Genomic DNA, 13,256 nt, shown 5'->3' with positions numbered 1-13,256 from the left:
AGCCCCTGAGCAATCAGGGGCTTTTTGCGGTGCTAGCGAATGGTCTACTCGGCGCTGGGCGCGGCGGGGGCAGCCTGCGGAGTCGTTTCGGTGGAGCCTTCGGGGCGGGGGCCGCGGCCGCTACGGTTACGGCCGCCGCGCTTGCGGCGCTTGGGCTTGTCGCCGCCTTCCCCCTCAGCCCGGGGGGCACGGGGGGCTTCACCTTCCGGCCGCGGGGCGCGGGGCTCCCGGGGTGGACGGGCTTCACCTTCGGGGCGGGGCGCCCGGGGCTCGCGCGGGGGGCGGGCTTCCCCCTCGGGGCGCGGCGGGCGCTGGTAGGGCACAGCCGGAGCCCCGCCCGCATCAATGGCGGCTAGCGCGGCCTGGGCGTTGGCAATGCGCTCCTTGTGCTTTGGGTCTTTCGGGTCGGCGTCGCGGCGGGGCGGGCGGCCGCCTTCGCCCCGGGGAGCCCCACCTTCGGGCCGGGGGCCGCGGCTGCCGCCGCCGGAACGGCCACCCCGCTCGGGCCGGCCGCCAATCTTGCCGCGCAGGCCGCTGAAGCGTTTGGGGTCAAACTCGGGCGCCTCGCCCAGGCCCAGGGCCTCGGTGATGCTTTGCTTTTCGACCTCGCGCTCAATGAGCTTCTCAATCTTAAGGACGCGGTCCTGATCCTGGTCGGCAATGAAGGTAATGGCCGTGCCCTTGGTAGCGGCGCGGGCCGTGCGGCCAATGCGGTGCACGTAATCCTCGGCGGCGCGCGGGATGTCGTAGTTCACCACGTGGCTCAGCGAGTCGATATCAATGCCGCGGCTGAGTACGTCGGTGGCTACCAGAATCGGGAACTGCTTGTTCTTGAAGTCGCGCATGATCTGCTCCCGCTCTTCCTGGGTGCGGTCCGAGCTGATGCCCTGGGCCACGTAGCCCAGCTTATTGATGGCCCGCACGATGCCGGCCACGGCGGCCTTCTGGGAGGTGAAGAGCACCATGCTCTGTACTTCCTGGGTCTTGAGTAGGTGTTCGAGCAGGTGAATCTTCTGGCGGTCGAAGGCCATGTAGAACTGCTGGTCGATGCCGGCGGCGGGCTTGGATACGGCCAGGCGGATTTCCTCGGGCTCGTTGAGAATCTGCTTCGAGAAGTCCCGGATTTTGTTGGGCATCGTGGCCGAGAACAGCAGCGTCTGCCGCTGCTTGGGCAGCTGGCGCACGATGTTGAGAATATCGTCCGAGAAGCCCATGTCCATCATCTTGTCGGCCTCGTCGAGCACCAGGTACTTGATCTGGTCAAACTTGACGTAGCCCATCTGCAAGTGGGCAATCAGCCGGCCGGGCGTGGCAATGATAATGTCGGCCCCGCTGGTGAGGGCGCGCTTCTGCTGCTCCCAGTTCTCGCTTTTGCCGCCGCCGTAAATGGCAATGCTGCTGGCCTCCACGAAGTAGCCGAAGCCCGTGACCTGTTCGTCAATCTGGGTGGCCAGCTCGCGCGTGGGCACCAGAATCAGGGTGGAGGTGGTGCCGTGCTTGGCGTGGGAAATCTTGTCGAGCAGGGGCAGCAGGTAGGCGGCAGTTTTGCCGGTGCCGGTCTGGGCGCAGGCAATCAGGTCTTTGCCTTCAATAATTTTGGGAATGGCCTGCTCCTGGATGGGCGTGGCATTCAGGTAATTCATGGCATCCACGCCGGCCAGCAGGTCGTCGTGAAGGTTAAAATCGGAAAACTTCAAGGTTCAGCGAAATAGTGGTGAGAAAAGGCTGACCCTGTTTTTCGGCCAGCGAACCGCTTGATTTGGGAGTAAATATACAGGATTTCCTAGGCCTGCTGCCGAGTTCGGCTCCGGCCGTTGGCAACGGGTAAAACCCGGTAGATTTGCCGGCGGAGCCCACCCGGAGTGGGTAAGGCCCTCAGTCAATCGTCACGAGCCCAACAACCGATGCCGCTTTCCAGTTCTGCCGCGCCCCTTGCCGCCCCCTTACCGTTTGCCGACCTACGGGTGCTGGAGCTGGCCAGCGTGCTGGCCGGGCCCCAGGTAGGGCAGTTTTTTGCCGAGCTGGGCGCCACTGTGCTCAAGGTAGAAGCCCCGGCCGGCGACGTCACCCGCACCTGGAAAACCCGCGCCGAAGCCGCCGCCACCGACGTGTCGGCCTACTTCAGCTGCGCCAACTGGGGCAAGCAGTCGGTGGTGCTGGACCTGACCACCGAAGCCGGTAAGGCCCAGGTGCAGCGGCTGGCCGCCCGCGCCGACGTGGTAATAGCCAGCTACAAGCCCGGCGACGCCGAAAAGCTGGGTGTGGACTACAACACTCTCCAACTGCAGAATCCCCAGCTGATTTATGCCCACCTCACCGGCTACGGCCCCACCGTGGCCCGGGCCGGCTACGACGCGGTGCTGCAGGCCGAGGCGGGCTTTATGTACCTCAACGCCCAGCCCGGGCAGGAGCCCCAGAAAATGCCCGTCGCCCTGATTGATCTGCTGGCCGCCCACCAGCTCAAGGAAGGCTTGCTCACGGCCCTCTACCACCGCTGCCGCAGCGGCCAGGGCAGCCTGGTACAAGTTTTCTTGCTCGACAGTGCCCTGGCTTCGTTGGCCAACCAGGCCGCCACCTGGCTCGTCACGGGCCACGACCCCCAGCCCCTGGGTTCGGGCCACCCCAGCATCGTGCCCTACGGCACCGTGTACCGGGCCGGCAACGGCCGCAGCCTGGTACTGGCCGTGGGCGCCGACCGGCAGTTTCGCCACCTCTGCCAGGCCCTGAGCCGGCCGGAGTGGGCCCAGGATGCCCGGTTCCAGACCAATGAAGCCCGGGTAGCCCACCGCGCGGCGCTGGAAAGCCTGCTGCAGGCCCGCATGGCGGAAGTAAACGGCGACGAGCTGCTGGCGGCATTGGAACAGCTCGGCGTGCCGGCCGGGGCGGTGCGCACGGTGGGGGAGGCCCTGGCCCGGGAGTCGGGGCAGGAGATGCTGCTGCCGGCGGGGGAAGCCGGTTTTGCGGGGCTGCGCACGGTGGCTTTTCAGAGCAGCAGCTGGCCCCGGGCTGCGTCGTTGGCCCCGCCGCCCCACCTGGGCGAGCATAGCGCGGCGGCAATTGCAGACCAGGAATAAGAAGTTGGATACAACTGCGAAACCGACTATTTGCGTAGGTAAAAGCAGCGAATAGCCTTGCAACTACGGGTTGCGGGGTGCTAAATTCCCATTTGGATGCCTCAGAATCAGGCGGCTGCCGGTTCTGAAGTAGTCTTTTTGTTCATCGAACTGCTCTGCTCTATGCCCCATACGACCCCGCCACTTGTAACGTCCCTGGTTGAAAATCCGGCCGCGGCCCCGGCCACGTCGGCCCCCGAGCCCACCGCCGAGAAAAGCCTGGAATCTACGGCCGGTGCTACGGCCACCAACAACCTGCCGACCTCGGCGCCCGGTTCGCCGGCCGAGGCTCCCGCCGACCGCCTCGACCAGATTTTCGAGGGCCTGCAGCAGAAGTCTATTGCCAAGCAGGCCATCTTCCGCAACACCCGCGCCGCCTTCGACATGCTCCGCCTCGTCTCGCAGGAGCTGGTCGTGGAGCTCAGCCGCAAGATTACGCCCGTCGACTCGAACGTGCTGATTGAGTACCGGCCCGTAAACGATATGGAGTTTCACATCAAGTTCTCGGGCGACCTGCTCATCTTCGTGATGCACTCCAACATCGTCACCTTCGCCGAGGACTATGGCCCCATGGCCTCGAAATACGTGGAAGAGGACTTCCGGCGGCGGTTTTTCGGCCACATTATGGCCTACAACTTCATGGCCGACAGCATCAAGTACCAGCGCATGAATGACCCGGGCTACCTGGTAGGCCGTTTGCTGATCAACATCGAAAACCACTACTTCCTCGAAGGCGTGCAGCAGCTCGAGCTGCCCGACAACGACATGGCCGATAACCTCGTCACGCCCGACATGATGCGCCTGTTCGTGGAAAGCGCCATGATTGCCGCCGTCAACAATGACCTGATTGCCCCGCCCATGCAGGACATTCAGAAAATCACCGTCAAGCAAAAAGTTGAAAACCAGCAGGTCAGCCGCGGCAGCAAAGTCGGCTTCAGCTTCTCCAGCGAGCAGCACCACAGCGTCGACGGGCTGCTGTATTAAGGTGCTCAGGTGCTAATGTGGGTAATATGCTCAGGTGACTGAATGTGTCATTGCGAGCGAAGCGGAGCCATCCGTCCTCTGAAACGTAGCAAGCTTCCTTAAGCGAAAAGCCCTTTCCCACGCAAGTAGGAAAGGGCTTTCTGGAAAAGGTCAGGTCGTACTGCGCAGAGGACGGCTGGCTTCGGCTCACGCCTCGCAAGGACACGTCTTTTGCATTAGCGCATCAGCATATTCCTCACCTTAGCACATTATCTTCTGCCGTAGCCCACTTTTTCCCGGACTTTGTTCAGCACTTCGCTGCCGTAGGCCTGGGCTTTGCGGGCGCCTTCGGCCAGGCGCTTATCGACTTCGGGCAGGTTGCGGATGTAGAAGGTGAACTGCTCCCGCTCCTGGGCAAAACGGGTGCGGATAACTTCGTAGAGGGCCGTTTTGGCGTGGCCGTAGCCGTAGCCGCCGCGCAGGTAGTTCTGGCGCATTTCCTCTACTTCACTTGGCGCAGCCAGCAGGGAAAACAGCTTGAAAGTGGTGTCGGTATCCGGATTTTTGGGGTCTTCCAGCGGGGTGCTGTCCGAGACGATGCTGCGGATGGTTTTGAGCAAAGCCTTGTCGTCCTGGAAAATGTCGATGATGTTGCCGTAGCTCTTGCTCATCTTCTGCCCGTCAAGGCCGGGAATGGTCATCAGCTCGGCATCCACGCGGGCCTGGGGCAGCACGAAGGTTTCGCCGTAGCGGTTGTTGAAGGTGGAGGCAATGTCGCGGGCAATTTCCAGGTGCTGAATCTGGTCCTTACCCACGGGCACGATGTCGGCGTCGTAGAGCAAAATGTCGGCCGCCATGAGCACGGGGTAGGTAAACAGGCCCGCATTCACGTCCGAGAGCCGGTCCGACTTGTCCTTAAACGAGTGGGCGTTGGCCAGCATCGGGTAGGGCGTAAAGCACGACAGATACCAGGTCAGCTCCGTCACCTGGGGCACATCCGACTGGCGGTAGAACAGGTTTTTCTCGGTGTCGAAGCCGCAGGCCAGCCAGGCGGCGGCCACCGCGTAGGTGTTCTGACGCAGCAACTCCGCGTCGCGCACGGTGGTCAGGGAGTGCAGGTCGGCAATAAAGTACAGGGACTCATTGGCCGCCGATTTCGACAGCTCAATGGCGGGCAGGATGGCGCCGAGCAGGTTGCCCAAATGGGGGCGGCCGGTGCTCTGAATGCCGGTCAGGATGCGGGACATGGGAAAGAAAGGAAATCAGTTGTAGTAGTTGTAAGGGGCCGTAATGGCGTAGGGCTGCCCAGTATTCAACGCGTGAATAAGGCCCACAATATTGTCCAAAGTCACGGTTTTATCTTCCACGAGCTTTATCAGGTCGGGGCGCTGGGTCAGGTAAGGCAGGATGGCGTCCCGAAACTTGGTGCCGCCGCCGGTCAGGCGGTTGCCGGGAATCTGCTTGAGGGTCCGCTCATTGGCCCGGCGCAGCAGAAAAGTCGCGTAGCTCGTGCTGCCGCCCCCGCTCATCCCGCCCGCCGGACTCATAGTCATGGGCCGGTTGAACGATACATCGTAGCGCAGCAGCTGCACGCTGCCACTGTCGAGTAGCTCCACAAAAGCATCTTCCACCGATTCGCCGCCCAGGCCTAGGGAAACGTAGAAGCTGCCCACGCTAACGTACTTGCGCCGGCCGAGCCGAAACGAGGATACGTCGCTGGGCGTGAACTGGGCTGTTTGGCCCGCCGCATTTTTCACCACCAGCTCATCGGAGCCCCGGAGCTTGAGCTTGGGAGCGGCGTGCACCGTCTGGTCGCTGCTGAGCACGTAGGAGCCGGGTTGAAACGAATTAAACTGCGCGGCTGCTACCTGAGGAAGCAACAGCCCGAGAGCTACGTAGAAAAAGCGCATTCGAGGTACATAAGGGAAGAACAGAATACTTACACGCTCACGTCGGCAGCGGCTTCCTGCTGCAGCTCCACGGTTTCTTCCGCGCCCAGGTATCGGTCAATCAGGAAGTGGGCCAGGTAGAGCACGGGCGTGAGCAGAATAGCGGCGGCGAATTTATACCAGTAGTTGGTGTTGGCCACGTCCAGCACCTGGTCGAAGCTCCAGTTGCCGAACACGTAGAAAGCCACGAACAAGACCACGAAGCTGTCCACGAGCTGGGAGACGAGCGTGGAGCCGGTGGCGCGCAGCCACACGTAGCGGCCCTTGGTGGCGCGGCGCAGGGCCTGAAACACGGTGGCATCGAGCACCTGCCCGATGGCAAAGGCCGTCAGCGAGCCGGCAATAATGCCCAGGCCCTGGCGGAAAATCATCTGGTAGGCAAAGTCGATATTGATGGGCTGGCCCTGGGGGTCCTTATTGTTGACCTCGAGCCAGAAAGCGGCCGGGGGCAGCTTGGTGGTGGCATAAATGACTAGGAAGGCAAACAGAATCAGGGCGGCCGTGAGGTAGCTCACCCGCAGCACGCCTTCCTTGCCGAAGTACTCGTTGATGATGTCGGTGGTGACGAATACCACGGGCCAGATCAGGACGCCCGCCGTCAGGTTGTCGGGCCGGCCGATGAGGGGTTCCAGGGAAAAAATCTTGACGCCAATAATTTCGGCCAGCAGGGCATTGACGATAAAAATACCGCTGAGGACTAAGTAGAGCTGGTTTTTCTTATGGGCAAAAGTCTTCAAGGAAGCGGTCTTAAAAGGTAGAGGTGAGAGCTGAGAACTTAGATGCCAGAACTTAGAACTGAGCGCCAAGAGCTCGAATAGAGAATAACAATGTCTGAGTTCTGAGCTCTAACTTCTCAGCTCTGAAAAAACTACTCCGGAATGCTGACCGTTTTGCCTTCGGTGGCCAGTTCCACGGGCTGAAACACCGCTTGAGCTTCGAGCAGGTGGGGCTCTAAGTCGCGGTAGCGGGAGGAGAAGTGGCCGATAAGCAGGCGGTGAACCTGGGCTTTGCTGGCAAACAAGGCTGCCTGCCGGGCCGTGGAGTGGTGGGTGGTAGCGGCCCGCTCCCGCATGTCGTCCAGGAAAGTGGCCTCGTGGTAGAGCAGGTCCACGCCGCGGACCAGCTCGGCTAGGCTTTCGGTGTAGAGCGTGTCGGAGCAGTAGGCGTAGCTGCGCGAGTGGTTGGGGGCCGTCGTCACGGCCTCATTGCTGACCACTACCGTCCCGGCCTCGTCGATGATATCGTCGCCCTGGGCCAAGCGGCCGAGCTGGGCGGGCGTGAGGCCTTCGGGTAGGCGTTCCTTGTCGAGGTGGCGGCGCTTGGGCTTTTCCCGAAACAGGTAGCCGCAGCACGGAATCCGGTGGCGCATGGGCAGCGTGTGTACCGTCAGGTAGCGGTCCTCATACACCAGGCGGTGCTGGTCGGGCTCGACGGCGGTAAACTGCAGGTCGAAGCTGAGCTGGGTATGGGAGTAGCGAAACTGGGTAGTCAGAATCTCGTCCAGGCCGGCGGGGCCGAAAAGCTGCACCGGCTCGGTGCGGCCCTGCAGGTGCATGGTACTCAGCAGCCCAAACAGCCCGAAAAAATGGTCGCCGTGCAGGTGGGAGATGAAAATGGTGTGCAGGCGCTGGTGCCGCACTTTGTATTCCACCAGCCGGCGCTGGGTGCCTTCGCCGCAGTCAATCAGGTACGACTGGTTGCCGACGGTGAGTACCTGGGCCGTGTGGTGCCGATTCAGAAAGGGCGTGGCCGAGGCACTACCCAGGATTTTCAACTCAAACTCCAAAATAAGCTGGTAGCTAGTAGCGGAGGGCCATTCGCTTTTTTAAAGATGAGAAAAAGAAAAAGCTGCTGGCCGTTAGTCGCTAGTTTGAACAACTAACAGCTAACCGCCAACAGCTTACAGCTTCTAGTTAAACTACTCTTTGCTGGTCAGGTCCCGCTCGATGGCGTGCAGGAAGATCCGGTCGATGCCTTCTTCCACGGTGGGCAGAATGTGCAGCACCGACTCCAGCTTGGAGATAGTGATAAGCTTCATGACGTGGTCCTGCAGGCCGGTGAGCACGAGCAGGCCGCCGGTCGAGTTGCACAGGCGGTTGGCAATAAGGATGGAGCTGAGGCCCGACGAGTCCGTGTATTTCACGTTGCTCAGGTCCAGAATCAGGTTGTTGATGCCTTCAGCATTCAGCTTCACGAATTCCGATTTCAGATCGGGAGCTACTGTGGTGTCGAGCTTCTTCTCGTCAATGGTGATAATCGTGTAAGTTTCCTTTTTATCAATCGAGTACTTCATGCCGTCGGTGGTTCGAGTTTAATAGAGTTGCGAAGGTAAGAAAAAAATGTTCGAGTACAGAAGGCCTGTAGGGCACTCAAGGTAGACAAAAAAATAGAAATTATTTTGTGCTCCGCCCGGCAATTCCGAAGGTAAGCGTGGCCCAGGTACTCTGCCAATCGGCGGCCTTCCGGTCGGGGGCTGATTCCATATACACGGAACTAACCATGTAGTTGCCGGGGCTGCTAAGGCGAAACAGCACGCGGCCATTTTTGTTGGTGTACATTTTACTGACCCGCGTCGGTTCACTGCCGGTGCGCTGCCATACCTGCACCAGCGTGGCGGGCAGGGGCTGACCTTTATACAGCACCAGGCAGGTCAGGGAGGCATCGGGCTTGAGGGCGTAGGGATTTTGCTCGGGAATAATTTCCAGGGGCTGGCCCGTAGCTCGGCTATGCACGCGGCTCGGGTCGGGGCGGCTGGGGCCCACTTGCAGCAGAGTTTTGGCGCAGCGCCGGTACAGCTCCCGGCCGGGCTTCCGGGTTTCGCCGTGCTGCTGGCGCAGGTAGCTAACTCGCTCTAAGTCATGTTCTTTCAGGTAGGCGTTAAACTTCTCTGCGTCGAGCTCGACGAAGACGTTGGTGGTGCTGAAGGCCAGCAGGTGCACGCCGGGCTGCGCCACTTCGACTGTTGTGCTGAGCGTATCCTGGCGGGTGGCAATTGGGGTCAGGTCCACGGAGTCGGTGGGGGTGTAGTGCACAAAGCGGGTAAGCCGGCTGGATTTGCCGGGCCAGCGGCGGCCGGTAAAATTTTCACCCACAAATACATGCAGATTAAATCGGGTGCCGGGCACCACAAAAAACTGCGGCGGCAGCAACCAGAATTCCTGGGCCAGGGCCGTAGTGGCAACTACCAGAAAAAAAAGCGTGGTAATTTGTAGTCGACCCGACACAGGCTAAAGTGAGAAAGTAAAAATTAAGAAATAATGAAGCCCCAATAATTGCATTACCGGAATTTTCTGGCAATTAATTAGTGGGGCTTCGGGTAATTAATACGGAGGTATAAATCCGTATTAATCGACTATAATTACTGTCTTTCCAGGGCCAGGGTGTAGGCCCGGTCGTAATGCACGCGCAGGTTTTTCCAGTCGTAAAGCTCGGCGGAGCTTTCCACGTTGTTGCGCTGCATGATTCGCTCCCGGCGGTTGAGCTGCACGAAGTTCCAGAGCATGTCGGTCAGCTCTTCGGCCGACTCGTCGAAGCTGCGTTCCTGCCGCTTGACCACGTAGATGCCCTTGGCCTCGTGGTCGGGCACGGTTTCCATGACGTAGTCGCCGAAGCCCGAGAGGTCGGAGGTAATGGCCGGCACGCCGCGGGCCACGCACTCGAGCGGGGTGTAGCCCCAGGGCTCGTAGTAGCTCGGGAAAATGCCCAGGTGGCAGCCCCGCACAAATTGGCCGTACTCCATGCCGAACAGGGGGGAGGTGGGCGAGACGAAATCGGGGTGGTACACGATTTTAACCCGGTCGTGCTGGTTGTTGACCAGGTTGGCCCGGCGCAGGAAGTTCAGGATGTCGTCGCCGGCATCATCCACCAGGTTGTGGGTGATGACCGGGGGCAGATTCGTCGTTTTCCAGCTTTGCAGGGTGCGGCGGTAGCGCAGCTTCCAGTAGTCGTCGACCATGCTGCTCAAATCGGGCAGGCGGTGGTCGGTGCTGGCGGCGGCGGCGTAGAAGAGCCGCTCGCCCACCTGCCGCTCAATGGCCTCGCAGGTTTCGTGCACTTCCTCCAGAATGGCCCGGCTTTGCAGCACCTGGGGGTTGATGCTGTGAAAGGGCCTTTTGGTAATGAAAAACATGACCACCTGACCTTCCAGGCCGCTTTGCTGCAGGCGGTAATTGAGGCGGGCCAGCGCTTCGAGCGTGAGGTCGAAGCCCTTGTTGTGGTACTCGTAGCGGCCCGAGGTGAACAGGTAGAGCGTGTTATCCAGATCAAACGAGTAGCTCTGGAAGAAGTGCGCCATCACGAACTCGTGGATCTTGGACTTGTAGAGCTGGTGCAGGTTCTGGAACTCGTGCAGGGCCACAAACCGCTCGATGTTCAGGCCGTTGGGCAGCACCGCGTCCGGAATCCGGTCGAGCAGATAGATACACTCGCGCACGGTCAGCTCGGAAACAGTCGTAAATACGTGGCTGCCGTGGGCGGCGGCCCGCTCGATGCGCACGGCGGTTTCAATGTTGAAGTGTACAGCTTCCGCGGCCCAGTTTACCTGCATCAGGTGGTCGTAGAAGTTGGGGTCGTTCATGGCCAGGTAGCGGCCCAGCAGCGTGGCGTGGGTGGTAAACACGATGTGCAGCGGCACCTGCTCGCGGCGCAGATCAGGAATGGCCACGCCGGTCATCCACTCGTGGAAGTGGGCAATGACGCGCTTGGGCGGCACCACGGCGGCCGTGAGCAGCTGCAGAAAGTGCTTGACCTGGTGACCGAAGGCTTCTACCTGGTGGAGCAGGTCGTCGTGGTCGGGCGTCGGGATGCCGTGGTGGTGCCAGAGGTCCGATTTGATCTGGCCGAGCCGGTCGTAGGCCTGGTAGGGGTTGATGAGCACCACCCGGGGCTTGCCCGTCACGAGCCAGTGCCCGTAGTGCACCTCATAGCCCTGGGCCCGCATCTGGCGCACGGCGGCGGCAAACGGGTCATCGGCGGGCAATTGGTGAAAGGCATAGTCTTCCAGGGGCTCAAACTCGCTCTGGGCCTGGTTGGCAAAGTAGGGGCCCAGCAGACAGTACCGGTCGTCCCAGCCCAGCACCGTGGCCGGCACTTTCGAGCGAATCACGGTGTAGATGCCGCCGACCTGATTACAGACTTCCCAGGCAACTTCCACGAGCAGGGCGTCGGGCGAAATGGCTTCGGGGGTGGGGAGCGGAACTTGCATGCGGTGGGTTTTGGCGTGGACTGGCAAGATAGGTTTCTGGCGGAGTTTTGACGTGAAAAAAACGCAGGGCTTAGCCGGGACCGGGCTTTTTACCTCCGGCTTCGGCCAAACCCTGCGCTAGAGTACTACGCAGCGGGGCGGAAAAGTGTCGTTACAAAGCCTGCTGGGAAATAATGAGCACCGAGTACGGGGCCAGGCCAAACGAGGCGTGGAAGGGCAGTCCGTCGTATTCACCCGCGGCAGCCTCGGTGTCCAGGCTTTCGAAATTGCCGAACTGCTCGTCGTAGCCTTCCCAGTCGCTGTTGAAGCGCACCCGCCACTGCCCGCCGGCCGGCAGCCCGATGGTATAGGCCGGGTGGGTCTGGTCGGCGAAGTTGGCCAGGATGATGGTTTCGTCGCCGGCGCCGCCCTGGTCCCAGCGCCGGAACGCCAGGATTTTGTCGGCCTCATTCAGGTGCAGTATTTCCGTGTGCTGGCCCAGCAGGCCGCGGGTGTGGCCGGCCAGGTTGCGGCGCAGCGCAATCAGGTCGCGGTACAGGTGCACCAGGCCGGCGTGTTGTTCGGCGTGTTCCCACTCCAGGGGCTGGTCGTCGGAGAAGTAGCCGTCGGCCAGCATTTCCTGGCCCTGAAACAGCATCGGGATGCCGGGGGCGGTAAAAACCAAGGCCGCCCCGAGCGTGGCGCGCTTCTTGGGAAACCAGCTGTGGGCGTCGCCGGGCATGATTTCCTCGGTTACCCGCGACTTGCCGTTGGCCACTTCGTCGTGCGACTCGGTGTAGATGACGCGCTGGAAGGCGTCGCCGTTGTAGGTATGGGCCAGAATGTCGGCCACGGCCGCGAGGTGGCGGTCCGCATCGTGGGGTGTGGTCAGGGCGTCGCGCACGATGTTGACGAAAGCCGCGTCCCACTGGGCCGAGAAGCCCTGCCCGTCCTGCTCGGTGGCGCGGGTGATGTAGGGGTTGCCCTGCAAATCCTCGGCAATGGTGATTTTCCAGGGCATTTTCTGCTGGATTTCCTCATTGATCCACTTCATCAGGCTCCAGCCCTCGGGCAGGTCGCGGCTGGGGTCGTTGGAGCCGTCCACGTTGCGGATGTGGGAGATGGAGTCGCAGCGCAGGCCATCCACGCGGTAGTCTTCGAGCCACATCAGGGCATTGTCGCGGATGTAGCGGCGCACCTCGGGGCGGCCGTAGTCGGGGCGGTTGTGGCCCCAGGGCGTTTCGGCCCGCCAGTCGTTGTAGAAGTAGATGCCGCCCCCGTCGTTTTCCTGCCAGCCGTCGAACTGCCAGAGGTCCAGATCACCGGGCCCGAAGTGGTTGTAGACCACGTCCAGAATCACGGCAATGCCGTGGCGGTGGGCCTGCTTGACCAGCTCCTTGAACGCCAGCGGCCCGCCGTAGTCGGTTTCCAGCGCAAAGGGATGAGCCGGGTTGTAGCCCCAGCTGCGGCCGCCGGGAAACTCGGTGGGCGGCATAATCTCAATGGCGTTGATGCCCAGCTCGCGCAGGTAGCCCAGCTTTTCCACCACGTCCAGAAAAGTGCCGGGGCGGCTGGGGTCGGGGGCGTTGAAGGTGCCCACGTGCAGCTCGTAGATGACCAGCTCATTCCAGGCCGGCATCTGAAACTGGTCGTCTGCCCAGTCGAAGTCATGGTCGGGCACCACGGAGTTACCGGCCGAGTGGGTCACTTCGCGGGCGTAGGGGTCGTGGCGGGTCAGTTCGTGCTTGCCGTTGCGCAGCCAGAACTTGTACTCGGTGCCGGGCGGCAGGTCGGCTACGTCGGTGGCCCAGTAGCCGTCGGCTTCGTGGGTGAGCGGGTGGGCGGTAGAATCCCAGTCGTTGAAGGGGCCCACGACGGAAACGGCATCGGCATTGGGGGCCCACACCCGGAAGGTGGTGCCCAGGGTATGTGGCAAAGCGCCCATGCCGGCTTGCAGCGTGGGAGTAGGGGATAGTTCGGTTTCGGGCATTGGAAGCAACGGTAAAGCGGCCCGTACAGCTGGGCGCTACCGGCTTCTAACTGATTATA

At 61.5% G+C, this 13,256-nt stretch carries 11 protein-coding genes; 2 read left to right on the top strand and 9 right to left on the bottom strand.

Annotated elements, in window-relative coordinates; translation table 11 throughout:
• Positions 1-44: 44 nt before the first annotated feature.
• Complete coding sequence (locus CLV45_RS13515; RefSeq protein ID WP_170061867.1) at positions 45-1,643, bottom strand: DEAD/DEAH box helicase; 1,599 nt, start codon at positions 1,641-1,643, stop codon at positions 45-47.
• A 261-nt stretch (positions 1,644-1,904) separates the two neighbouring features.
• Between CLV45_RS13515 and CLV45_RS13510 the strand changes: the two genes are divergently transcribed.
• Positions 1,905-3,074, top strand: a complete 1,170-nt coding sequence (locus CLV45_RS13510; RefSeq protein WP_100336872.1) for a CaiB/BaiF CoA transferase family protein — start codon at positions 1,905-1,907, stop codon at positions 3,072-3,074.
• A gap of 162 nt (positions 3,075-3,236) precedes the next feature.
• Positions 3,237-4,097: a hypothetical protein gene (locus CLV45_RS13505; RefSeq protein WP_245882848.1), complete on the top strand. Its 861-nt coding sequence runs from the start codon at positions 3,237-3,239 to the stop codon at positions 4,095-4,097.
• Between the two features lie 248 nt (positions 4,098-4,345).
• Here CLV45_RS13505 and trpS read toward each other — a convergent pair whose 3' ends face one another.
• From trpS to CLV45_RS13465, 8 genes are all read right to left on the bottom strand, one after another.
• Entirely contained in the window at positions 4,346-5,323 is a 978-nt protein-coding gene (gene trpS / locus CLV45_RS13500) for a tryptophan--tRNA ligase (protein ID WP_100336871.1), read from the bottom strand.
• A gap of 15 nt (positions 5,324-5,338) precedes the next feature.
• Positions 5,339-5,986, bottom strand: a complete 648-nt coding sequence (locus tag CLV45_RS13495; protein WP_100336870.1) for a hypothetical protein — start codon at positions 5,984-5,986, stop codon at positions 5,339-5,341.
• Positions 5,987-6,015: 29 nt separating this feature from the next.
• Positions 6,016-6,762: a queuosine precursor transporter gene (locus tag CLV45_RS13490; protein ID WP_100336869.1), complete on the bottom strand. Its 747-nt coding sequence runs from the start codon at positions 6,760-6,762 to the stop codon at positions 6,016-6,018.
• Between the two features lie 131 nt (positions 6,763-6,893).
• Positions 6,894-7,811, bottom strand: a complete 918-nt coding sequence (locus tag CLV45_RS13485) for a ribonuclease Z (protein WP_100336868.1) — start codon at positions 7,809-7,811, stop codon at positions 6,894-6,896.
• A 132-nt stretch (positions 7,812-7,943) separates the two neighbouring features.
• Entirely contained in the window at positions 7,944-8,318 is a 375-nt protein-coding gene (locus CLV45_RS13480) for an STAS domain-containing protein (RefSeq protein WP_044002696.1), read from the bottom strand.
• A gap of 100 nt (positions 8,319-8,418) precedes the next feature.
• Entirely contained in the window at positions 8,419-9,249 is an 831-nt protein-coding gene (locus CLV45_RS13475; RefSeq protein WP_100336867.1) for a DUF4198 domain-containing protein, read from the bottom strand.
• A 134-nt stretch (positions 9,250-9,383) separates the two neighbouring features.
• A complete protein-coding gene (locus CLV45_RS13470; RefSeq protein ID WP_100337036.1) occupies positions 9,384-11,228 on the bottom strand; it encodes a glycosyltransferase in 1,845 nt (614 codons plus the stop codon).
• Positions 11,229-11,379: 151 nt separating this feature from the next.
• Positions 11,380-13,197, bottom strand: coding sequence for an alpha-amylase family glycosyl hydrolase (locus tag CLV45_RS13465; RefSeq protein ID WP_245882847.1), 1,818 nt, complete (start codon positions 13,195-13,197; stop codon positions 11,380-11,382).
• Positions 13,198-13,256 lie beyond the last annotated feature (59 nt).

This window comes from Hymenobacter chitinivorans DSM 11115 (assembly GCF_002797555.1).
In the GTDB taxonomy this organism is placed as follows: domain Bacteria; phylum Bacteroidota; class Bacteroidia; order Cytophagales; family Hymenobacteraceae; genus Hymenobacter; species Hymenobacter chitinivorans.
The sequence above is the reverse complement of the archived record's forward strand: the minus strand, read 5'-3'. Positions and strand labels throughout refer to the sequence as shown.

Bases quoted from the DNA above. Each gene is read 5' to 3' on its own strand.
- CLV45_RS13515 (WP_170061867.1), bottom strand. From the start codon at position 1,643: ATGAATTACCTGAATGCCACGCCCATCCAGGAGCAGGCCATTCCCAAA.
- CLV45_RS13510 (WP_100336872.1), top strand. From the start codon at position 1,905: ATGCCGCTTTCCAGTTCTGCCGCGCCCCTTGCCGCCCCCTTACCGTTT.
- CLV45_RS13505 (WP_245882848.1), top strand. From the start codon at position 3,237: ATGCCCCATACGACCCCGCCACTTGTAACGTCCCTGGTTGAAAATCCG.
- trpS (WP_100336871.1), bottom strand. From the start codon at position 5,323: ATGTCCCGCATCCTGACCGGCATTCAGAGCACCGGCCGCCCCCATTTG.
- CLV45_RS13495 (WP_100336870.1), bottom strand. From the start codon at position 5,986: ATGCGCTTTTTCTACGTAGCTCTCGGGCTGTTGCTTCCTCAGGTAGCA.
- CLV45_RS13480 (WP_044002696.1), bottom strand. From the start codon at position 8,318: ATGAAGTACTCGATTGATAAAAAGGAAACTTACACGATTATCACCATT.
- CLV45_RS13470 (WP_100337036.1), bottom strand. From the start codon at position 11,228: ATGCAAGTTCCGCTCCCCACCCCCGAAGCCATTTCGCCCGACGCCCTG.
- CLV45_RS13465 (WP_245882847.1), bottom strand. From the start codon at position 13,197: ATGCCCGAAACCGAACTATCCCCTACTCCCACGCTGCAAGCCGGCATG.